This is a genomic window from Nocardia sp. NPDC006982, from assembly GCF_042869435.1.
GTDB lineage: Bacteria > Actinomycetota > Actinomycetes > Mycobacteriales > Mycobacteriaceae > Nocardia.
The window spans coordinates 76,158-98,477 of the sequence record NZ_JBIAFV010000001.1; the positions used below are offsets into that span (position 1 = coordinate 76,158).

A 22,320-nucleotide genomic window follows, 5' to 3' on the forward strand; every position below is an offset into this window, starting at 1 on the left:
TGCGGCGAAGGCGGCCCCAACGTCTGGATAAGGGCGGCCCCGGTGTCCCGGTACCGCCGTTTCCTTCGTGCCGCCGGGGCCGCCGAATGAGATGCCGGACATTCAGCGCTTCACAGTTCGAGCACCAATCGTGTTCCAGCGCAGCGTGATACGCAGATCATCATGGACTCGCCCTCGGCGCGCTCCTCCGGCGACAGCACAGAGTCGCGGTGGTCCACCTCCCCGCTCACCACGCCCGTCTCGCAGGTACCGCAGGTCCCTTCCCGGCATGACGAGAGTGCGACCACGCCGCGTTCCTCGGCCACCTCGAGTATTGATCGGGTCGACGGAACCGTGAGCGTCAGCCCCGACATCGCGAGGGACACCTCGAACGGGACCGCGGCAGACTCCGCGATATCTCGCGCGACGAACCGCTCGGCGAACACATCGACCGCCTCGAGTCCCGCGCAAGCGTCTTCCGCGGCGGCGATCAAACCTGCTGGACCGCAGGCCAGTACCGCGGTTCCCGGCGTCGAATCGGCGAGCAGCGCCGCCACATCCAGGCGTCCCGCACGCGCTGAGTGATGCAAGAGGACCGCATCCCCGTAGTGGTCGCGTAGCTCACGCAGATAAGCCATGGCAGACTCGTCGCGGCCGGTGTATATCAGCCGCCACGGCCGCCCGCTGCGCTGCGCGGCGGCGGCGAGCGGGAGCATCGGCGTGATCCCGATACCTCCGGCGATCAGCACGTAGCCGAGCGCACGCACGAGCGGAAAGTGGTTGCGCGGCGGCCGGATCGAGGCCGTTGCGCCGATCGACAGGAGTTGGTGGACCCGGACCGAACCACCGCGCCCATGCGCCTCACGCAGTACCGCGATCCGATAGAGGACGGTGTCGCCGGGATCGGAAACCAGCGAGTACTGCCGGACGATCCCGTCGCCGAGCAGTAGGTCGATGTGTGCCCCCGCCTGCCATGGCGGTAGTCGGTCACCGTGCGGGTGGCCGAGGGTGAACTCGTCGATGTTCTCGGCCACTCGGCGGCGGTCGCGTACGACGACGGTGATGGAGTCGGAATCGTTCATCAGGGCCTCCAGAAAATACGGGCCCCGCCTAGTTATTGATCCCAGCCACGGGAATCCGCCTCGCGCCCAGCCGCTTTCACGACAATCAGCCTGGCATGCGGGCCGTCCACCACACGCCACCGATGCGGTGTGCCGCCAGTGTAATAGAGGCTGTCACCGTCGGCGAGTCGCGCGTGGCCATGGTCACCGAGGTCGACCACTATCGCCCCCTCGACGACGTACACCCACTCGTCCTCGTCGTGCTCGAAGTAGGGTCCGAATTCGGCGTGCACGTCGATGAATTCTTGCGGGTAGAACGATGCCCGCCCGTGCACCAACAGCCGGGTCGAGCCCTCCTCCTGCCCCGATCTGGCGATACCCCGCGGCAGCTGGACGCCCTCGTGGGAGCGGATCACCTGGCCCTCGGCGGTCCCTTCGGCGTCCTCGCCGCCGCGGGTGTCCGCCGCCAGCATCAGTTCGACCTGGGTGGTTCCCAGCGCTTCGGCGATGCGGGCCAGCGTCAGCATGCTCGGCCGTGCCAAACCACGTTCGAGCTGACTGAGGAACGGGTGCGAGATCTGCGCCTGCTCGGCCAGTCGGACCAGGGTGAGTCCGCGATCACGCCTGCGGCGGCGGATCTCGGCCCCGAGCATGGTTTGCGCGTCGTCGGGCGCCTTTTTGGTCACGTTCTCCACCTTTGTATCCCACCACCGATCGTCGAGGTGCGTCACGGACGGGCACCCGCACGCTAGACCACCCATTGTCGCGTCGGCGAATTAACAAGACCGTAGCTAACTCGTTTATCTGCCCGAAACAAGGCGGCTGAATAGTGCTAAATGTTGATCACATCAACATTAGCTCTATTCGTAACGTCTCGCCGACCAGCCACGGGCGCGCCACCACGACCTGTTTCTCTCTCGAAGGACCTCCATGGATCATCCACTACCGCAGCGTGTTTCGCGCCTGTGCGGGGCAACCTTGCCCGACGGCTCGGTGGTCGATCTCGACATCGGACGCGACGAGGGGCATTCGCTGGTGACCGCGGTTCGCCAGAGTGCACCGGACCGGATCGACGAAACCTCCGAAGCATCAATAGATCTGAGCGGTTTCGTGCTGTTGACCGCACCCGCCGAGCCACACGCCCACCTGGACAAGGCGCTGACCTGGGATGCGCTCACGCCGACCTTCGGCAATCTCGGAGCGGCGATCGACACGTGGCGCCAGGGCAGTGCCGAACTGACCGAGGAGTCTTTCCGCAGTCGGGCGACCGCGGCGACATCGGCCCTCTTGCGCAACGGCACGACCGCCATTCGGTCGCACGTCGACATCCTCAGTGGCCCGGACCCGTTGCGCGGTATCCGCGCGGTGCATAGCGTACGCAGGCGATTGTCCGGGCTCGTCGACATCGAGATCGTGGCGTTGACACCCCCGGCGGCCGATCCCGGACTGCTCCACGCGGCCCTGGACGCGGGCGCCGACTTGATCGGCGGCGCACCGCATATCGCGCCGGACCCGATCGCCGAACTCACCCGGCTACTCGACATTGCCGAGGCCCGCGGAGTCGGCGCCGACCTACACGTCGACGAGTTCTTGTGCGGCGACCACCACACACTCGCCCACTTCGCCGAGCGGGTCGCCGGGTGGCCCGCCGCTAGGACGCGCACCGCTGGGCACTGCTGCAGGCTCGGCACCATGGCCGCGGACGAACTGGACGCGCTGCTGGCCACGGTGGCGCGCAGCGGCGTGGGGATCATCAGCCTGCCCATCACCAATTTGTATCTGCAGGGCTGGGATGACCCGGTCGCTATGCCGCGCGGATTGACCGCGCTCGCCGCGCTGCTCGACGCGGGCATCCCCGTCGCGGCCGGTGCCGACAATGTCCGCGATCCGTTCAACCCGATCGGCCGCAGTGACGCACTCGAAACGGCCGCACTGCTGATCACGGCCGGTCATCTGGCGCCGGAAGTGGCCGTGCACTTGGTTACCGATGGTGCGCGCGCGGTGCTCGGCTTGCCCGAGGCCGGCGCGAAACCCGGTGCCCGCGCGGAATTTCTCGCCGTACGCGGCAGCAGTCTGCTCGATGTTATCGCGAACGCACCTGCCGACCGGATCGTCATTCGCGACGGCGCGATCGTATCCATCAGCCGAACCGACCATCGCACAGCCGATTTCGCAGTACTGGAGGTCTGATGTCCACCATGCCAACCATGAGCGCCGCCCCGCCCCGCCCCGGCAGTCAGGTGCTCGGATTCGAATCGACCGAACTCACCTATCCCAACGGCACGGTCGCGCTCTCCGGCGTCGATCTGACAGTCCGGGCCGGTGAATTCGTCAGCGTCGTCGGGCCCTCTGGATGCGGGAAGTCGACGCTGCTTCGAATCGCCTCCGGCCTGGAGTCCGCGACCGGGGGTTACACCCAGGTCGGCGCGAATCGGATCGGCTATGTATTCCAGGACGCCACCCTGCTGCCATGGCGCTCGGTGCGCGACAATGTTGCGCTACTGGCCGAACTCGATCACATGGCCAAGGCCGAACGCTATCGCCGTGCCGACGATGCCATCGAGTTGGTCGGTCTCGCGGGGTTCGCCGATCACCTGCCGCGCATGCTCTCCGGTGGTATGCGGATGCGGGTGTCGCTGGCTCGTTCGCTCACCGTCGATCCCGAGTTGTTCTTATTCGACGAACCTTTCGGCGCACTGGATGAGATCACGCGAGAGCGGCTCGGCGACGAGATAACCGAACTATTCGACGACCGCCGCTTCGCGGGCCTGTTCATCACGCATTCGGTGACCGAGGCCGTGTACCTCTCGACCCGCGTCGCGGTGATGTCGGGCAGGCCGGGCCGCATCGTCGAGGAGATCGACATTCCGTTCGACTTCCCGCGCCGACCGGATATCCGCTTCACCCCCGAGTTCACCGCACTCGCGAGTCGAGTCTCGCAGGCGCTGCGAGGAAGTCACGCATGAACGTCGAAACGCACACTGCCACAACAGTATCCGAATCAGTTGTGACCACCGCCGCGGCGCGCACGTTCAAACTGCGTACGGTGCTTGCTCCGCTCGCGGTCCTGGCCATGGTGATAGGCGCCTGGTACCTGGTGACCTACACGGTGCTGGCACCGTCGCGCCGGTTTCTGATGCCGCCGCCGCACGAAGTGGTGACCGAAGGCCTGCTGGGCCCCGGGGCGCCGGATATGTGGGAGGCGTTGCAGCGGACCGCGACCGTGGCGTGCACCGGTCTGGTGATCGCCGTGGTCCTCGGGATCGTCTGGGCGGTACTGATGGCGCAAGCTGGTTGGGCGGAGATTGCTCTGTTTCCGTATGCCGTTGTGCTGCAGTGTATTCCGATCCTGGCATTGGTTCCGCTGATCGGCTTCTGGTTCGGTTTCGGATTCACCGCGCGGGTGTTCGTCTGCGTGCTGATCGCCCTGTTCCCGGTGGTGTCGAACACGCTGTTCGGGCTGAAATCGGTGGACAAGGGCCTGCGGGAACTGTTCGCGCTGCGCGCCACTGGCCGGACGACGGTGCTGCGCAAGCTCGAGTTCCCGGCCGCGATGCCGGCCATTTTCGCCGGTGTCCGGATCTCGGCCGGGCTCGCGGTGGTCGGCGCGATCGTCGGCGACTTCTTCTTCAAGCAGGGCGATCCCGGCATCGGCATCCTGATCGACAACTACCGATCGCGGCTGCAGTCGCCCGAATTGTTCGCCTCGATCCTGCTGGCCTCCGGCCTCGGCGTCGTAGTTTTCGCGTTCTTCAGCTGGCTGTCTCGCCGGCTGGTCGGCGCTTGGTACGACTCCGCCCGCAACTGAAATCCCCCTGCCGCTGCGCCTCTTTGGGAGAAACATGAGAACACTTAGCCTGCCGCGTTCGGCCCGCCTGACCGTATGGGCGACCGTCATCGGCCTCGCCGTACTGACCGGCTGCGCCCAAACCGATAGCCCAACAGCAACTTCCGGTTACAGCGGCCCGATCGGCGCAATCGACTTGAAGCAGGTCTGCCCGACGAAAATCGTGGTGCAGAGCGATTGGAACCCGGAGGCCGAACATGGCGGCCTCTATCAACTACTCGGTCCGAACCCGGCGATCGACGCCGCGGGCAAGAAGGTCACCGGTCCGCTTTTCGCCCACGGCGAGTACACCGGGGTGGACCTGGAGATCCGCGCCGGTGGCCCCGCGATCGGATTCCAGACCGTGACATCGCAGATGTATCAGGACGACTCGATCATGCTCGGCTTCGTCGACACCGACCAGTCCATCCAGTCCGCGGCCGCCAAACCGACCACCGGCGTCTTCGCACCGCTGGAGATCAACCCGCAGATGATCATGTGGGATCCGGCGACCTATCCGAATGTGCACTCCATCAGCGACCTGAAGGCCGCGAAGGCGACCGTGTTGTACTTCCAGGGCTCCGCCTACATGGACTATCTGACCGGTGCCGGCATTCTCGACAAGAATCAGGTGGACGGCAGCTACGACGGCACACCGGCCAACTTCGTCGCTGCCGGCGGCGCCAAGGCGCAACAGGGGTTCATCAGCACCGAACCCTACCTCTACGAACAGAAGATCCCCCAATGGCACAAGCCGGTGGCCTACCAGTTGCTGCACGACACCGGATTCCCCGTCTACAAGTCCGCGCTCGCGGTCCGGTCCGGGCAGCTCGAGGCCGATTCGGCGTGCCTGCAACGCCTCGTTCCGGTGATGCAGCAAGCCCAGCTCGACTATTTCGCCGATCCGGCCACGGCCAACGATCTGATCGTGCAGGCAGTCGACAAGTACGACACCGGCTGGGTATACGACACGGGCAACGCGGCCTATGCGACCAAGCGGATGCGCGAGACCGGTGTGGTCGGCAACGGCGGCAATGCCACGGTCGGTGATTTCGACACCGCACGAGTTCAGCGGGTCATCGACATCACCCGGCCGATCTACACCGAGCAGAAAGTCTCGGTCCCACAAGGACTGACGACCGAACAGATCGCGACGAACCGATTCATCGATCCCAAGATCGGATTCGCGTCGTGACCGCCGCCATGATCGAGGCAGGTGATCGTCCCGACTTCGGGCCCGAGCAACTCGACGGTCTGGTCGATGACCTGCTCGCGCTGCTCGGCCCGCGCGGCGTGAGCACCCTCGACCGCGCCCTGGACCGCGCCTCCCGTGATGGGTCGGGGATGAGCCCGATCCTCTCGGCCCAGCAACCCCTCGGGCGGCCGGACGCGGTGTGTTATCCGAAGACGGCCGAACAGGTACCGGCGATTGTGCGGGCTGCGGTGCGTCGCGGCGTACCGATCACCGCGCGCGGCAAGGGCACCGGCAATTACGGCCAGGTGGTGCCGCGCTTCGGCGGCCTTGTCATGGACATGACCTCGCTGGCCGGTATCCAGGACCGCACCGACACCACCATCACCGCGGAGGCGGGCGCCAGGATGATCAACCTGGAGCAGGCCGCGTGGGATGCCGGACGGCAGCTCTGGATGTACCCGTCGACCGCGCAATCCACCCTCGGCGGATTTCTGGCCGGTGGCTCCGCCGGCACGGGCACCATCGTGCACGGTCGCAACCACATGGGTTTCGTGGAATCCGTCGATGTCGTCTACGGCCACGAGGACGCCGAACTTCTCCACCTCGAAGGTGCTGCGGCACAACCGATGGTGCACACCTACGGGGTGGCGGGAATCATCGTTTCGGCCACGGTCCGGTTGGAACCACTGCAAGACTGGAAGTGCGTGTACGCCAGTTTCGGGTCCCAGCACGAGGCCTTCCCTGCCGCCATGCGCGCCGCGTCCATCGAACCGAAGCCGCGGCTGTTGTCCGCCGATGGTGCGACGATCGTCGACACACTGCCGTCGGACCCCGCGTTGGTGCACGGCCGGGCCAGTGTCCGCGGCATCGTCGACGCCGCGGCGCTCGACGAGACGGTTGCGGTGCTGGAGGCCGGTGGCGGCCGGATCGAGGCGGTGCGCGAGGGGCTGGCGCAGACGATGCGGTTGAGCACCCTGTCTTACAACCACCCGACCTGGTGGCTGCAGAAAGCCGTGCCGGACACCTACTTTCACATGGAATGCCAAGGCGACGCGCTCGTCACCCGGCTGCGGGAGGTGGAGAACGTCTATGACGGCGGGATGCTGCACTTGGAAGTCGGGTATCAGACCATGTTCGGGATGATCAACGGCGTCTACCGCGATCCCGAACAGGTATTCGCCGGGGTGCCCGCGCTGGAGGCGCTCGGCGTCAGTGTGCATTCGCCGCACCAGTCCTATGTCGATCTCGACGCCGATCGGGTCCGGGCGCTGGCGCGCAGCACCGATCCGAAGGGTCTGCTCAATCCAGGAAGGTGGCAGCGGTGACCACATCCACCCGGCACTTCGCCGATCTGACCACGGCCGAAGTCCCCGAGGCGCTGAGCCGCGACTCCGTGCTCGTGTTGCCCACCGGAGCGATCGAACCGCACGGCCCACATCTGCCGCTGCGCACCGATCTGGTGCTGGCCGAGGCCGTTTCCGGCGCCGCGGTCGATCGCGCCGCCGCCGAGGGCAATGACGTATGGTTGCTGCCCGCATTGGGTTATACCAAGTCCGACGAGCATGCCAATCTGCCCGGCGCGATGTGGTTGCAGGCGGAGACGATGATGCGCGTCGTGGTCGATCTGGGGCGCAGCATCGCCGCGACTCCGGCGCGGCGGGTGTTGTTCGTCAATTGCCATGGCGGCAACTCGGCCCTGCTCGAGGTGGCGCTACGTGAATTGCGCCGCCGATTCGACCTGCAGACCTTCCTCTACGCATCGCCTGCCCGGCCTGGGCCGACCGAGGAGGGTTTCGGCATCCACGCCGGATGGGCCGAGACGTCGATGATGCTGCACCTGCGCCCCGATCTCGTCGATATGACCAAGGCGAAAGCCGCTGTACCGCACTCGATCGCGGGCTACAAGCACGTCGGATTCGGCAAACCGGTCCGATTCGGTTGGCTCGCCGACGATTTCGCCGAGTCCGGCGTGATCGGCGATCCCACCGGGGCAGATGCCGCGTTCGGCGCCGAACTATTCGAGGGCACAGTCGATTCCCTGGTGCAGGCCATCCCGGAGGTCAGCACCTTCGATCCCGGTCGCGTCGCATGACCCTACTGACCATCAAGAATGCGACACTGCTGCCCGTTGGTGGAGATCGCGAGTGGTTGCGCGGCTGGATGACCGTCGATGCCGGCGGCCGGATATCCGCTGTCGGAGAGGGAGATCCGCCCACTGCCGGTGGTGAGGTCCGCGACGTGGCGGGCGCCATGGTCGCGCCCGGCTTCGTCTCCGCGCACAGCCATATCTACACCGGCGGCATGCGCGGTGTCGCCGCCAACAGCACGCTCTACCCGTGGGTCACCCGCAACACCGAGATGCTGCTCGCCGCAGGCGCCGAGGACCTGTACTGGCTCACCCTGGCCGGGTCGTTCGACTTTCTCGCCAACGGCATCACCTCGGCCTACAACTTCACCCAGAGCCGTGTGCTTGCGCTGTTCGACTACGCCTCCTCGAGTATGAAAGCGGCCGCTGTTCGGCCGCTCGAGTTTCTGACCCGCCAGATCGATGCCACCAGCGACGCGGGCATCCGATTCGTCGCCAGCGTCCGGCTCGACGACGAGCAACTGCCCGAAGACGAAGCGCTCGGGGCCTTCGGTGAGGTGATGGATTACGCGAAAACGACTGTGCCGCCACATCTTTACCTGGGCGGCTCGGTCTACGGATCCGTACAGTGGTCGACCTCACCTGCCACCGCCGAGCGCGAACGCACCATGATGGACCGTCACGGGGTCACCAACCAAGCCCATTTCGTCGAGACCACGGAACAACTCGAGATCCAGCAAGCCAAGTTCGACTGGTACGACGAAGCCGAAGTCCTCGGCCCGGATTTCGCGTTCGGCCACTTCGTCCATCCCACCGACCGAATGATCGACCGCGCGGCTCAGACCGGATGCGCCATGGTGTGGCAACCGATGTCCAACGGCCGCCTCGGATCCGGGATCGCCGACATACCAAGGATCCTGGCCACTGGCACGCGTGTGGGGATCGGGCTGGACGATCAATCGTGCACCGACGTGTCCGACCCCTTCGAAAACATGCGCACTGGTCTGTACACCCAACGCGCGCTGCACAGCGACGCAGCCATCCTGACACCGGCACAGATGCTCCGACTGCACACACTCGGCGCGGCATCGGCCATCGGCGCAGCAGACCGAATCGGCTCGCTGGAGGTCGGAAAATACGCGGACTTCATCATCGTCGACCCGTTCGACCCCGACACTGGACCAGTCTGGGATCCGGTCGCCACCTACGTCTTGGCCTGCTCGACACGCAACTTGCGTGCGGTGTACGTCGGCGGGCACTGCGCATGGGCCGGTAGCCGCTCGACCCATCCACTCGCCGATCAGGCCACTCGCGAACTGCACCAACGAATGGTCCGAGTAGCAGCGGTCAATGGCTTTCACCCAGCCCTTCGGTCACAGACCCACCACTAGCCCGGCATTGGTCGCTGCCCACGGCGGCAGTGCGGACCTGACCGGCGAACCGCGGTGAGGTCGGCGCGGCCGAAAAGCTGCGTACCCGAGGCCGTGAGGTCGGCATCGACTGCACCATCCACACCACCCAGGGCGGCCACACCTGGCAATTCGCCTCGGCAGCCTGCACCTCGTCGTTCCCCTGGATAGTCGCCCGCCTCGGGCTCCCCGTACCCGAGGCGACCTGAGCGGACTCTACTGGGCCCGCAAACCGATTGCGGGGTCGATGAATTGGTTGGTAACCAGGTTGGCGGCGGTGACACCGTCGGGAACCTGCTGACCACGACCGCGCAGCGTATCGGTCACGGCGGTGATGACACGGTCGACTCGGGCGGTGTCGAAATTGCCTAGAGTGTCATCGGTTCCGTTTCCGACGATCTTCTCCGCGAGCTGAACCTTGACCGAGTTCGCATTGCCCGCGGCGGTGATCGGCGGACCGTCCGGAATGGTCTGCGCGATGCGCAGCAGTGCCTGATTCGTCGGCTCCGGGTTGGTCACGTAATCGACCTCGGCCTGTTGCAGTTTCGGGACCAGCTTGGTCAGGCATGGACTCAGTTCGGCGAGTTTGTCACTGCGGACCGACCATTGGTGCGGGTAGATCTCGTAGCCCGCCTTGTGCACGAGCAGGTAGCTCGTCGGCTCGAGCCAGCCCTTGACGTCATGTTCCCAGCGGTAGGGCTCATTGGAGACATAACCCTGCTGCATCACCTTGCCGCGTTCGGCGACGAACCGGCTCGGCGTCCCGTCGAAGGACGCGTCAGCTTGTTCGGGCCGGACGTAGCCCTTGGCGATCAGGTAGTCCATGTAGATCTTGCCCTCGCTGTACACGACGGGCGCCCCGGTCGCGGCCACGTCGTTCCAGGACTCGACATGATAAGTCGCGGGATCCCACATCACGATCTGCGGATTGATATCGAGAGAGGCGAAAACACCAGTGACATTGAACTTTCCACGCGCCTGCAGCGCCTCGTCGGTCGGGATCATGCCGAGGGTGATGCTGGGGTCCTGATACATCTGCGCCGGAACGGGCTGCCCACCGAGGAACGGACCGCCCAAGCGCACTTCGACATTGACGCCCGTATCGCCGAGTGGGCCGGAGTAGGCGCCCTTCTTGACGTCGACGGTACCGTTAGGTCCGACTAGCTGGAAGGCGGCGGCGCGTTCCGGTGTTGCATACCAGTCCGTTTGGATCACGACGGTCGAGGGACAGACGCCCGCGAGTTCGCCCTTGCCGGTCGGCGCGGGTGTCGAGGTGGCACCGCTACAGGCGGTGAGCAGTGTGGCGCCGGACAGCGCGGCAGCGGCGAGGAGGCATTTCTTCACGGGATTTCCTTGGGGTCGAGCGGGTTCGGAGCAGAGCGAAGCGAGTCGGCGTTACCTGCCGCGACGGACACCATGTGCGCGGTCGACACGCCCGGCGAGGAAGTCGAAGCACCAGAAGAGGATCAGACCCACCAGCGAGGACAGCAGCAGCGCCGTGAGCAACTCCTCGGTGGCCAGGCGCTGGCGGTAGACATCGATCATGCGGCCGATGCCCGGCTGGCCCTGGCGAAAGAAGAAGTCGGCGACGATCGAGCCGATCACCGCCATCCCACCGGAGATCTTGAACCCGGAGACCATGGCCGGAAGCGCCGCGGGCAGTTGCAGTTTCAGCAGGCGCTGCCAACGATTGGCGCCGTGCAGGGTGAACAGATCGTGTTCGGCCGCGGCCACCGATTTGAGGCCGAACAGCGTGTTGGTGATGATCGGGAACAACGCCACCATCACGCATACGATCACGCGGCTGCCGAATTCGTAGCCGAACCAGAAACCGAACAGCGGCACCACCGCGAGGATCGGAATGGTCTGCAGGATTACCGCATACGGGTACAGCGAATACTCGGCCCACCGCGCCTGGCTCATGAGCACCGCGAACCCAACGCCGAGCACGATGGCGATGCCGAGCCCGACCAGCGCCACCTGCACCGTCGACCACAGCGCGGTCAGAATCTCGGTGCGCGCCACCGAATCCAGCAGACCGTGCGACACGACGGCCTCGGGTGCGGGCAGCAGGAATCGCGACTCTTCGGCCAGCAGAAAGTGACTCGCGATCGACCACAGCGCGATGACCAGGACGAAGACGACGACCGGTGCGATGATGCGAATCGGTGCGATCGGCATGCGCCGGTAACGTTTTCCAGTGGCCGATTCGATCTGACTCGCGGTCGCCGCCGCGACCGGACCCGCAGTGGCAGCGGTCATGCGGCAACCGCCTGTACGGAGCCGCGCAGCGCGGCGGACACATCGGCGGCGATATCGGCGAACTCGGCCGTATACCGGAGCTCCGGTGCACGTGGAAAGCCCAGTGGTACCGGAATATCGGCGCACACCCGGCCCGGCTGCCCGGTCAGCACGACGATCCGGGTGGACATGAAGACCGCCTCGGCTACCGAATGGGTGACGAACACCCCGGCGAAACCATCACGACGGAACAGCGTCCCGACCTCCTCGTTGAGCCGCTGACGGGTGATCTCGTCCAGCGCGCCGAAGGGTTCGTCGAACAGGAACAGTTCGGGCCGCACGGTGAGGGCGCGCGCGATGGAGGCGCGCATCCGCATGCCGCCGGAAAGCTGTGCGGGCTTGTGCTTCTCGAACCCGGCGAGACCGACCCGCTCGATGGCGTCGCGGGCGGCAGCCCGCCGGGTCGCCTTGTCCACGCCCGCGAGTTCGGCGGGCAGTTCGACATTGCGCAGTACACTGCGCCACGGCAGCAGCGTCGACTCCTGGAATACATAGCCGAGTTGGGCCGTCGCGACGTCCACAGTGCCCGCGGTGGCCCGCTCGAAACCGGCGGCCAGCCGCAGCAGCGTGGACTTACCGCAGCCGGACGGGCCGACCAGTGACACGAATTCACCACCGCGAATAGCGATGTCGATGTCGGCGAGCGCCTGGGTGCCGTTCTCGAAGGTCAGGGATACGCCGCGAAACGCAAGGGCCGGTGCGGCATCCGCGGGACTGCGGTCGGCAGCGGTCGTATACGTGGATGTGCCCTGCCTCGTCGGCGCTGGAGAAGCCGTTGTGCTCATGAACTAGTTCTATCGGCGGGTGATTGCCGAACGCGGTCGCCACGATTACGCGCCTGTTTCGTATACAATCTATTTCTCGGTAACGACAACACCGTCGCGGACGACGATCCGGCCACGTTTGAGCACCAGTTTGCGAGTCGGCAGCGCGACCACCGCGGCCGCCGGTGTCGGTGCGTCGACGACCAGCAGATCGGCCGATGCTCCGGCCATGAGCCCGTAGTCATCGAGTCCGAGAACCCTTGCGCCACCGTAGGTTCCGGCGAGCAAGGCCAACTCGATCTCGGGATCGGCGACCAGCCGGTCCCGGTACGCGACGCTGTTGATCCGACGCAGCATGTCGCCGTCGCCGTACGGGGTCCACAGATCCCGCACACCGTCATTTCCCAGCGCCAGGGTGGCACCCGCGTCGTGCATGACCCGCACCGGCACGACGGGCGCCTCGCCGACCGCGCATGTCACCATGGAAACACCTGACTCGGCGAGGTTTTCGGCGACTCGCCGCTGCTCATCGGGTGCGAGGGCCCCCATCGCGTACGCGTGGCTGATCGTGACCCGCCCCGCCAGGCCGGTAGCGCGAGTGCGCTCGATGATGAGGTCGAATTCCCAAGCGCCGAGGGCGCCGTCGTCGTGCAGGTGGATGTCTATCTTCGCGCCGTGGCGTTCCGCGAGGCCGAAGATCACATCGAGCTGCCCCACCGGATCCCGGTCATAGCCCGCCGGATCGAGACCACCGACGACCTCGACACCGGCCGCGAGCGCCGACGCCATCAACTCGGCGGTCCCCGGCCGGGTCAGCAGCCCACCCTGGGGGAACGCGACCAACTCGACATCCACCCGATCCGCGTGCCGCGCGGCGGCTTCCCGCACCGCTTCCACACCACCCAGACCGACCTCCGGATCGATATCGATGTGGCTGCGCACCTGTGTGGTGCCCCCGCTGATCATGGCGCCCAACAGGTTTGCGGCGTAGTCCGCGCTGGGCAGGCCGAGTTCGGCCCGCCGACCCTCACCATTCGCGATGCGCCCGGGCAGGGTTCGGCCACCGGTGTTGGGTACCCATGGGCCACCGAACAGCGTCTTGTCCAGATGGCAGTGCGTATCGACCAGGCCAGGAAGTACCAGTGCGCCGGCCAGATCGATGATCTCGCCGTCCGGCGCTTCCAGAGCGGGCGCGATCTTCGCGATCCGTCCGTCGACGATGAGGATATCCGCAGTCTCGGTCGGCAGCCCAGGAATCCAGGGGCGTCCGCCTCGCAGCAGCAGGTTGTTCATTGAGCGTCCTCTCGGTATGCAGGGTGAGTAGTCAGCTGAGCAGCATCGTTGCCCCCGCACCCACGCCGAAGATGATGACCACGGCGCGGAAAGCGTTGGGGTGCAGCCGGTCGGCCAGCTTCGCGCCCACGACGCCGCCGACGAGGCAGGCCGGTGCGAGGACCGCCACCGAGAGCCAGTGCACGGGGCCGAACAATGCGACGGCGAACACGGCGGTCGTCGAAACCGTCAGGGTCAGTACGCTTTTCAGACCGTTCAGGCTGGTGATCGTGGCGTCGATGCCGAGGGCGAGTGTGGTGAGGACGACGATGCCCATACCGCCGTTGAAATACGCGCCATAGACACCGCCGAGGAATACGCCCAGGAACAGGGTTGTCCTGGAATCCCCTTGTCGCGCGGTCAACTTCCGCGATACCAACGGCTGGGCGGCGAACAATGCCGTCGCCGACAGAATCAGGTAGGGCACCAGCGCGGCGAAGATCTGCGGCGGCGCGGCGAGCAGGGCGATCACGCCGCCCACCGCACCGGCCGCCCCAGTCGCGACCAGACGCGGGACGAGCGCACGATAGTCGTCGAGTCGCCGCCGCAGCGCCGCCGCACCACCTAAATAGCCAGGCCAGACCGACACCGAATTGGTCACCGTGGCTGCGACCGGCGGCAGTCCCGTGGCGAGCAGTGCGGGAAATGAGAGCAGACTGCCACCCCCGGCAATGGCGTTGCATACCCCCGCGCCGAAACCCAACGATGAGCAGTAGGGCCAGATGTGGGAGATCCATCCATGAAGTCCTTCCAGCGGGTCCACGAAGACAGCCGCGGCCGAAATGGGCGGCGCGGCGCGAGACTCCGGCGATCAGCCGTTCACGGCGCCACCGCGCCGCGCTCGGGCGCGGAGAACCGGATGCACTCGCTCACAGCCCCTCCAAATGGCTCTTGCTGATACAGCAGTGCACGCCCTTCACCACATCCACCACCTGGGAGATGCGGAAATCCGCTGCGGCACTGAGGTACGCGAGCGCGACGGCCGGGGGTATCCGATAGCGCGCACCGAGGAACGTGATGGCATTGCGGGTGGCCTGTTTCACCGCCTCGTCCAGATCGGTGTCCAGGCCGAGCAGCAGGTGGTCGGTCGCGGTCTCCGCATACGGAAGAGCCAGGGCGGCAGCCATTTTCCGCGCCCCGGGATCGGCGTGCAGTGTCAGTCGCACGGTGGCGCGCAGCGGGGCCTCGAAGGCGGTGAGCGCGACTTCACCGTCGCCCATCGCGAAATGCGGGTCACCCGCGTAGAACATCGCGCCCGGCACCTGAACCGGAAGGTAAAGCCGTGCACCGACTCCCAGCATCCGCACGTCGATATTCCCGCCGTGCGGGCCAGGCGGCACCGAATGCACAGCCTGTTCGGTGGCCGCGGCCACGCCCATGATGCCGAGGAAAGGGTCGAGCGGAAAGCGCAGCGCACGACCGTCACCGATATCTATCACCCCGCGCTCGGCCGCATCGACGGTGGCGATCGTGCACACCGGCGGCACCGGACCATCCGGATCGTGGTCCCCGAGCTGCGGAAATTCGCCCGGCAGTGCACCTTTGCCATGCCGATTGCTGATGACGCCGTAGGGCGCGCGCCGCAGCAGTTCGAGCACCTCGACCTCGAGCACATCGCCGGGGCGCGCACCGCGCACCGCGATCGGGCCGGTCACCACGTGCGGCCCGTGCACGCTCGGGTCGTGTACGACCGAGCGCGCCACCTCCGCGGTGTCAGCCAGAATCTCCGTGATCCCACTCGCTGCGAAGAAGGCCGCCGGATCCCGGCCCTGATCCTCGAGTATGCCTTCGTGGCTGATGGTGTCCAAGCACACAGCCGTACCGGAGTCCACCGCGATCACCGGATCGGCGAGGGAATTCGGCAGCAGTCCCCAGGAGATCCGGTCGGGATCTGCGGGAAGGTATATGTCTGTGGAGCGGGCACCGGCACGCGACTGTAGTAAATTCATGGCATCCGATCCGACGGTTGAGGAGTGGATCGTATACAACCACTGCTCTCGGTCGTCCGCCACCGCTAGCGACCGCTTGCAGGGTCGCTCGAAAGAATCGGCCAGCGACTGCTTGCAGGTCGCTCGGAACAAGACCACCCAGCGCACTGTGGGAGCCATGTGAGCAACACCACCCGGCGAATGACTCCGCAACAAGTGTGCCGAGCCATCCGCGACGACATCATCCGCGGCGTCTTCGCGCCCGGCCAACGCCTCACCGAGGACACCCTCGCCGAGCGCTACGGAGTATCCCGAGTTCCGGTGCGTGAGGCGCTACGCAGCCTGGAGGCCGAGGGTTTCGCCTGGTCGCGCCCGTACGCCGGGACCTTCGTCGCCGAACTGACCGAGGCCGACGCCGCCGATCTGCTCGAAATTCGCGCCCTGCTCGAACCGCTGTGCGCGGGCCGCGCCGCCGTGCGCCGCACCCCGGAGCAACTCGGCAGGCTCAAGGAACTCACCGCACTCGGCCAGGACGCCGTGCGCGACGGACGATTCGACGAGCTCACCCGACTCAACAGCCGCTTCCACGAGGTACTCGCCGAGGCCTCGGGCAGCACCCTGCTCAGCCAGCTGATCACCCAGCTCAGCTGGAAGATCGCCTGGGTATACGCGGTCGAATTGCCCAGGCGCGCCGAGGATTCCTGGCACGAGCACGAGGAGATCTGTGCCGCACTCGACGCCGGCGATCCGGAGCGCGCAACCCAGGTGGTCGCCGCACATATCGCCCACGCCACCTCGGCATACCGGCGCCGCGACCGCGCCGCTGATCCAGCGGCGCAACAGGATCGGTAACCCAGACGTCGCATTTCTCGCCGCGGAACGAAACACAAGGGTCGTATACAACCTTTGTCCCGTTGTTCTCCCGGAGGTTGCCCATGGCGGATCTGCTGCTGCGCGACGCCCGCATCGCCGACGACGCGGCCCTGGTCGACATTGTCATCGACCAGGGCGTCATCATGCAGCTCGACCACCTACCGTCCGGGCGTGCCGACCACGAAATCGACTGCGCCGGACGCGTCGTCATCCCGGGACTTATCGAATCACACCTGCACCTGGACAAGGCTCTGCTCGACCGCGAACGACCGAACCTCGATGGCACCCTGGCCGGGGCGATCGCGGTCACCGGCGAACTCAAGCGCACCTTCACCCGCGCGTCGATCCGCGACCGGGCGCGGCGCGTTCTCGATCTGGCGATCATCAACGGCACCACCACGATTCGCGCCCATCCCGACGTCGACCCGATCATCGGGCTGCTCGGCGTCGAGGCACTACTCGACCTGCGCGAGGAGTATCGCGGCAGAATCGACCTGCAGATCGTCGCCTTTCCGCAGGAAGGCATCCTGCGTGCCCCCGGTACCATCGACCTGCTGCGCGAAAGCCTGCGTCGCGGCGCAGATGTCATCGGCGGCTGCGCCTACAACGAAGCGACCGTCGCCGACTGCCGTCGCCATATCGATCTCATCTTCGAACTGGCCGCCGAATTCGACGTCCCGATCGATATCCACGCCGATTTCGCCGACGACGCGACCGATCCCCGCTTCGCGCTCGCCGACTACATCGCCGAGGTCACCGAGCGCACCGGCATGCGAGGTCGAGTTGCGTTGGGCCACATGACTTCCCTGGCTGGACAGCCACCGAGGCAGCGACGCGAAACCCTGAACCGTCTGGCCGCAGCAGGCATCGCGGTCGTCCCGCTGCCCGCCACCGACATACATCTCGGCGGCCGCGCTGATACCACAAATGTCCGCCGTGGCATCGCCCCGATCCGTGAGCTCTGGGACGCGGGCATCACCACCGCGTACTCCTCCAACAACATTCGCAATGCGTTCACCCCCTACGGCAACGCCGACCTCCTCGACATCGGCCTTTTCCTGGCCCAGACCAGCCACCTTTCCACTCCCGCCGAGCTGACCCGGATCCTGACCATGGCCACCACCCAGGCCGCCGCCGTCATCGGAATCGCCGATCGCTACGGCATCCGCCCCGGCGCCGCCGCGGATCTCGTCGTCCTGTCCACCCATCGCGTCGCCGATGCCCTACTTGATCGTCCGGACCGCTGCTACGTCATCAAATCGGGCCGGATAGTCGCGCGCACCACGCGAACCCACGAACTGCTGCCCGCCGATCCACCCGCACGGCAGCCACTGGCCAGCTGACGTACGCCGAACAGCGATTCACACCTCAACACGGTCCTGACCCGACGGCGACGGTCCGCGCGTTATGCCTGGGCATTCGTGAACTCATGTTCACCACAACATCATGAATATCAGTTCACGCTCGCGAATTCGAGCTGATCGACCGAATGTGACAGCGAGCGAGACGAATTCGTAGCCAGGTGCCGCCATAGCGCGCGGCGGGCTCGGACCGCGGCCATCCATTCCGCGACCAGCGGGTCGGCTCCAGTCTCCAGAGCGGCTCGGTGTCTCCGTGCGGCTGCCCAGGTCAGTGGCGGATTATCGGAGAAGGCGGGCAGCCGTTTGAGCGATGGCCGCAGGGTCGGTGTGGATGCGGGTGTCGATGGTGAGACCTCGCTCGGTGGGGTCGAGCGCTTCTACGGTTGCCAGTTGCGAATCCAGCAGCGATGGAGGCATGTAGTGGCCGCGTCGTTGAGCGATTCGCTCGGCGAGTAGTTCACGGTCTGCTGTCAGGAGCAAGAAGAACAGGTGTGGCGCGGCGTCTCGCAGTCTGTCGCGGTACCGGCGTTTGAGCGCGGAGCATGCAACGACGCCGCCACGACCTTCGGCAAGCTGGTCATGCAGCCAGCGTCCGATCGAGTCGAGCCAGGGTTCGCGATCGGTGTCGTCCAGTGGGATTTCGGAGGACATTTTGGCGACGTTGGCGGGTGAGTGGAAATCGTCGCCTTCGGCGAAGGGGACGCCGAGCTGGCCGGCCAATATGCGTGCTGTGGTGGTTTTCCCCGTGCCCGAAACCCCGATCACGGCTACGCACGGAGGCTCGGGTATCACGGCGATCCAGTCGGTCGCGCGAACGAAGCAGCGCGCGGGCGATACAGGCCGGTGTCCGCCGAGTGCAGGCGGTTTCCGGCACCATGGCGCTGCGGGCCGAATTCCGATGACGCGTATCCCGCGATTACTACGGTGCTATTCACAGTGTCGGCGGGTTTCTGGATGGTGAGTAGTTCATGTGCGGCCAGGTTGGACGTAGGTGTGGACTGGTCCGGGTGAGCCCGCGGGGTATCCGTCGAGCGGGACGAGGTCGCGCGACCAGGCCGAGATCACCGGTGTGAGTACGCGCCATGCTTGTTCGGCTTCGTCGGCACGGATGGACAGTGCGGGGTTTCCGGTCAGCACGTCGAGCAGCAGCCTCCCGTAGGCCGGGAGGTCGGGTGGCTGGATTTGTGCGGTCAAGGTCAGCGGGGCGAGGGTGTCCACGCTGGCGCCGATGGCTGTCAGTGCGAGGGTCAGACTCTCGGGATCGAGTCCGAATTTCAACACGTTGGGCGATGCTGTCCCGTGATGGCCGAATGGAATATGAGGTACCGGCCGGAAATGGATCGCGACTTCTTTGCGGTCGGTTCCGAGTGCCTTGCCGCTGCGGAGCAGGAAGGTTGTTCCCGACCATCGCCAGCTGTCGAGTGTCAGTTCGACTTCGGCGAAGGTTTCGGTGCGCCGTCGCGGGTCCACGCCATCCTCGTCGACGTAGGAAGGTACGTGGCGATCGCCGATCACGCCTGCCAGATAGTGTGCCCGGCGGGTACAGCGGCAGATGTCGTCGTCGGTGAGCGGTCGTACCGACCGCAGCACATCGACTTTACGGTCGCGCAAATCGCGCTCGGACAGTGTGATCGGGGGTTCCATGGCGATGAGGCACAGCAGTTGCAGGAGATGGTTCTGCACCATGTCTTTGAGTGCGCCGACGTTGTCGTAATAACCGGCTCTGCCTTCGAGGGTGAGAGTTTCCTCCCATATGATCTCTACTTTGGCGATATGGGCGCTGTTCCAGATGGATTCGAGCACGCGATTCGCCAGCCTGCTGCCGAGTAGGTTCTGCACGGTGGTCATGGCAAGGAAATGGTCCACGCGGAAAACGGCTTGTTCGGGTACCAGGTCCACGAGCTGTCGGTTGAGGTTCTCCGCACTGGCGAGGTCTTCGCCGAACGGTTTCTCGAGCACGATCCGGCTGCCCGCAGGCAGGCCCGCGCGATGGAGAGCCCGGACCGCCGCGGGAAATAGGGCGGGAGCAAGAGCCAGGTAGACCGCGACTGGACCCTCGCCCGCGATCGCCGATGCCACATCGGCCGGATCGAGGATATCCGCCCGCCGATAGCGGGCCGAGGATGTGATCGCCTTTCTGGCGGCGGGGGGAAATTCCTCGCCATGACAGTCGAGTTGAGCGGCTACCCACCCCTGGAATTGCTGATCGTCCCAGCCTTTCAGATCGGCGCATACGAGGTCGAATTGATTGTTGACATGTCCGGCCGCGTGCAGGGCGGCCAGCCCGGGCAGCAGGTAGCGTCCGGTCAAGTCGCCGGTGCCGCCGAAGATGACCAGTCGCGTGATCACGCTGTCGCACCTGCCTTCGCACGCGCGAGGTTCACACCGGAGGCGATGACGCCGATGTGGCTGAACGCTTGCGGGAAGTTGCCCACGAATGCGCCGGTCGATGGATCGATCTGTTCCGGAAGCAGACCCAACGTGCTGGCACGGGCACACAGTGAGGCATAGAGCTGCTCGGCCTCCTCGACCCGGCCCTGTAGGGCGAGGTTGTCGACCAACCAGAAGCTGCACAAGACGAAAGCGCCCTCGTTGCCGGGCAGACCATCGGATGATTCGTCGTGCAGGTAGCGGTACAACAGTCCGCCGCCGGCGTTCAGACGTTCGGCGACGGCCGCAGTGGTCGCCACCATTCGTGGATGATCGACGGGGACAACCTGGCGTAACGGTAGCGCGAGCAGGCTGGCATCGACGGCACCGCCACCGTCGAGATGCGCACTCAACGTTCGTGCCTGTTCGTCCCAGGATCGCTTCAGGATCGATTCGCGCACATCGCCGGCCGTGAGACGCCATGCCGCGGTGGGCCCGGGCAGGCCGAACCGCTCACCGATCGATGCTGCTCGGTCCAGCGCGACATGGCACATTCCGGCGGAGTAGGTGAACACGCGGCCTGTGCTGCGCACCTCCCAGATTCCCTGATCCGGTTCTTGCCAGGACTGGCCGGCTGCTTCGGCCAGGCCTGCCAGGTTCGACCACAGCGCGGGTTGCAGTTCCCCGCCCGTGCGGAGCCATTGGTCCGCGCAGTCGAGGATCTCACCGTAGACGTCATGTTGACGTTGGTCGGCTGCTCCGTTGCCCCAACGCACGGGACCCGAGCACCGGTACCCATCCAGCTCGGTATCTTCCATCTCGTCGGGGACGGGGCCACCACTGAGGTCGTACATTATCCGCGGTTCACCACTGCGTTCGAATGCGTCGAGCACCCAGCCGAGAAATGCGTCGGCCTCGCCGCGAAACCCGATGCGGCGCATCGCGAACACAGCGAATGATGCGTCGCGGATCCAGGCATAGCGGTAATCCCAGTTGCGGACGCCACCGATCGGTGCAGGCAGCGACGAGGTCGGTGCCGCGACCACAGATCCGTTGGCCCAATGATCACACAGCTTGAGGGTGATCGCGGCACGCCGAACCAGCGGCTGCTGCGGACCCTCGTAGGTGCAACCGTCCATCCACGATCGCCATGCACCGGCTGTGTCGCGCAGCATCGACAAGACATCGAATCGATGGTGGCGATGAAACCGCCCCCAAGACAGCACCAGCTCGAGCCGATCCCCCTGTTCCAGGTCGTGAGTGGTGTGCAGCCCGGTCAGCGGCCGGTTGGAGCGCAGATGCAGCCGCAGGTCCGGTCGCGAGGAAACCCGTATCTCGAGTCCGCTCAGTACAGCCCGCATCTGGGCGCCGCCCCGGGGCGACATATCCACGTTCACACGGACACGCCCCGCGACCACCTGAACGGCACGGACGAGTTCGGCGCGGTCGGCTGGGGCGTCGTCGGACAGGTCGGCGCCGGAGCGCAACACCATCGCATCGGTCACCCGGATCACTCCGGTGGAGCTGAGCAACTCGGTTTCCAGCACACCGGTGTTGTGCTGGTACCACTGACGGCCTTCCAGCAGATCCACCGGTGTGACCGTGAAGGATCCACCTTTCGTGTGGTCGAGCAGACCGCAGAAGATCGGCTCGGCATCGAACCGAGGCAAACACAGCCACGGAATCGAACCGTCGACGCCGACCAGTGCGGCGGTCGCGCCGTCGCCGATCAGGCCGTAGTCCTCCAGCGGCAGGTACCCGTCACGCCTGCGAATCGGCCGGAACGGTGGATCGGGATCATGCATGCCGCCTCTCTTCCCCGAATCGGGCAGGCG

At 65.8% G+C, this 22,320-nt stretch carries 20 protein-coding genes; 9 read left to right on the forward strand and 11 right to left on the reverse strand.

Going from position 1 to position 22,320, the window contains the following annotated elements; translation table 11 throughout:
• Positions 1 to 110: 110 nt before the first annotated feature.
• Both ACFYOW_RS00420 and ACFYOW_RS00425 read right to left on the reverse strand, forming a co-directional pair.
• A complete protein-coding gene (locus ACFYOW_RS00420) occupies positions 111 to 1,061 on the reverse strand; it encodes a PDR/VanB family oxidoreductase (RefSeq protein ID WP_387283026.1) in 951 nt (316 codons plus the stop codon).
• Positions 1,062 to 1,093: 32 nt separating this feature from the next.
• On the reverse strand, positions 1,094 to 1,726 hold the full coding sequence (locus ACFYOW_RS00425) for a helix-turn-helix domain-containing protein (RefSeq protein ID WP_387283028.1): 633 nt from the start codon (positions 1,724 to 1,726) through the stop codon (positions 1,094 to 1,096).
• Positions 1,727 to 1,970: 244 nt separating this feature from the next.
• On the opposite strand from ACFYOW_RS00425, the gene ACFYOW_RS00430 reads away from it, so the two are divergent.
• The 7 genes from ACFYOW_RS00430 (at position 1,971) to ACFYOW_RS00460 (ending at position 9,538) form a co-directional block, all read left to right on the forward strand.
• Positions 1,971 to 3,230 (forward strand): amidohydrolase family protein, encoded by a 1,260-nt coding sequence (locus ACFYOW_RS00430; RefSeq protein ID WP_387283030.1) that lies wholly within the window; start codon positions 1,971 to 1,973, stop codon positions 3,228 to 3,230.
• A gap of 8 nt (positions 3,231 to 3,238) precedes the next feature.
• On the forward strand, positions 3,239 to 4,006 hold the full coding sequence (locus ACFYOW_RS00435) for an ABC transporter ATP-binding protein (RefSeq protein WP_387285933.1): 768 nt from the start codon (positions 3,239 to 3,241) through the stop codon (positions 4,004 to 4,006).
• Positions 4,007 to 4,113: 107 nt separating this feature from the next.
• Complete coding sequence (locus tag ACFYOW_RS00440) at positions 4,114 to 4,848, forward strand: ABC transporter permease (RefSeq protein ID WP_387285935.1); 735 nt, start codon at positions 4,114 to 4,116, stop codon at positions 4,846 to 4,848.
• A gap of 34 nt (positions 4,849 to 4,882) precedes the next feature.
• Complete coding sequence (locus ACFYOW_RS00445) at positions 4,883 to 6,061, forward strand: ABC transporter substrate-binding protein (RefSeq protein WP_387283032.1); 1,179 nt, start codon at positions 4,883 to 4,885, stop codon at positions 6,059 to 6,061.
• A gap of 8 nt (positions 6,062 to 6,069) precedes the next feature.
• Positions 6,070 to 7,386, forward strand: a complete 1,317-nt coding sequence (locus ACFYOW_RS00450) for an FAD-binding oxidoreductase (protein WP_387285937.1) — start codon at positions 6,070 to 6,072, stop codon at positions 7,384 to 7,386.
• A complete protein-coding gene (locus ACFYOW_RS00455) occupies positions 7,383 to 8,153 on the forward strand; it encodes a creatininase family protein (protein ID WP_387283034.1) in 771 nt (256 codons plus the stop codon). Before ACFYOW_RS00450 ends, ACFYOW_RS00455 begins: the two co-directional genes overlap by 4 nt.
• The gene (locus ACFYOW_RS00460; RefSeq protein WP_387283036.1) at positions 8,150 to 9,538 is read left to right on the forward strand and encodes an amidohydrolase family protein; all 1,389 of its coding nucleotides are present in this window, start codon (positions 8,150 to 8,152) and stop codon (positions 9,536 to 9,538) included. Before ACFYOW_RS00455 ends, ACFYOW_RS00460 begins: the two co-directional genes overlap by 4 nt.
• Positions 9,539 to 9,772: 234 nt before the next feature.
• On the opposite strand, the gene ACFYOW_RS00465 is transcribed toward ACFYOW_RS00460, so the two are convergent.
• From ACFYOW_RS00465 to ACFYOW_RS00490, 6 genes are all read right to left on the reverse strand, one after another.
• Positions 9,773 to 10,900 carry an ABC transporter substrate-binding protein gene (locus ACFYOW_RS00465; RefSeq protein WP_387283038.1) on the reverse strand — a complete coding sequence of 376 codons (1,128 nt, stop codon included), beginning with the start codon at positions 10,898 to 10,900 and terminating at the stop codon, positions 9,773 to 9,775.
• A 51-nt stretch (positions 10,901 to 10,951) separates the two neighbouring features.
• Positions 10,952 to 11,818 (reverse strand): ABC transporter permease, encoded by an 867-nt coding sequence (locus ACFYOW_RS00470; protein ID WP_387283040.1) that lies wholly within the window; start codon positions 11,816 to 11,818, stop codon positions 10,952 to 10,954.
• Positions 11,815 to 12,642 carry an ABC transporter ATP-binding protein gene (locus ACFYOW_RS00475; RefSeq protein ID WP_387283042.1) on the reverse strand — a complete coding sequence of 276 codons (828 nt, stop codon included), beginning with the start codon at positions 12,640 to 12,642 and terminating at the stop codon, positions 11,815 to 11,817. The genes ACFYOW_RS00470 and ACFYOW_RS00475 overlap by 4 nt, the downstream gene beginning before the upstream one ends.
• Positions 12,643 to 12,711: 69 nt before the next feature.
• Positions 12,712 to 13,914 carry an amidohydrolase gene (locus ACFYOW_RS00480; RefSeq protein ID WP_387283043.1) on the reverse strand — a complete coding sequence of 401 codons (1,203 nt, stop codon included), beginning with the start codon at positions 13,912 to 13,914 and terminating at the stop codon, positions 12,712 to 12,714.
• A 31-nt stretch (positions 13,915 to 13,945) separates the two neighbouring features.
• The gene (locus tag ACFYOW_RS00485; RefSeq protein ID WP_387283045.1) at positions 13,946 to 14,716 is read right to left on the reverse strand and encodes a sulfite exporter TauE/SafE family protein; all 771 of its coding nucleotides are present in this window, start codon (positions 14,714 to 14,716) and stop codon (positions 13,946 to 13,948) included.
• A gap of 106 nt (positions 14,717 to 14,822) precedes the next feature.
• Positions 14,823 to 15,902, reverse strand: a complete 1,080-nt coding sequence (locus ACFYOW_RS00490) for an acetamidase/formamidase family protein (RefSeq protein ID WP_387283047.1) — start codon at positions 15,900 to 15,902, stop codon at positions 14,823 to 14,825.
• Between the two features lie 180 nt (positions 15,903 to 16,082).
• Between ACFYOW_RS00490 and ACFYOW_RS00495 the strand changes: the two genes are divergently transcribed.
• Together ACFYOW_RS00495 and ACFYOW_RS00500 are read left to right on the forward strand one after the other, a co-directional pair.
• Positions 16,083 to 16,733 carry a GntR family transcriptional regulator gene (locus tag ACFYOW_RS00495; protein WP_387283049.1) on the forward strand — a complete coding sequence of 217 codons (651 nt, stop codon included), beginning with the start codon at positions 16,083 to 16,085 and terminating at the stop codon, positions 16,731 to 16,733.
• A gap of 83 nt (positions 16,734 to 16,816) precedes the next feature.
• Positions 16,817 to 18,097, forward strand: a complete 1,281-nt coding sequence (locus ACFYOW_RS00500; RefSeq protein ID WP_387283050.1) for an amidohydrolase family protein — start codon at positions 16,817 to 16,819, stop codon at positions 18,095 to 18,097.
• A gap of 297 nt (positions 18,098 to 18,394) precedes the next feature.
• On the opposite strand, the gene ACFYOW_RS00505 is transcribed toward ACFYOW_RS00500, so the two are convergent.
• The 3 genes from ACFYOW_RS00505 to ACFYOW_RS00515 form a co-directional block, all read right to left on the reverse strand.
• Positions 18,395 to 18,877 (reverse strand): gluconokinase, encoded by a 483-nt coding sequence (locus tag ACFYOW_RS00505; protein ID WP_387285939.1) that lies wholly within the window; start codon positions 18,875 to 18,877, stop codon positions 18,395 to 18,397.
• Positions 18,878 to 19,081: 204 nt separating this feature from the next.
• The gene (locus ACFYOW_RS00510; protein ID WP_387283052.1) at positions 19,082 to 20,464 is read right to left on the reverse strand and encodes a glucose-6-phosphate dehydrogenase; all 1,383 of its coding nucleotides are present in this window, start codon (positions 20,462 to 20,464) and stop codon (positions 19,082 to 19,084) included.
• Positions 20,461 to 22,290, reverse strand: coding sequence for a glycoside hydrolase family 15 protein (locus tag ACFYOW_RS00515; RefSeq protein ID WP_387283054.1), 1,830 nt, complete (start codon positions 22,288 to 22,290; stop codon positions 20,461 to 20,463). The genes ACFYOW_RS00510 and ACFYOW_RS00515 overlap by 4 nt, the downstream gene beginning before the upstream one ends.
• Between the last annotated feature and the right edge of the window lie 30 nt (positions 22,291 to 22,320).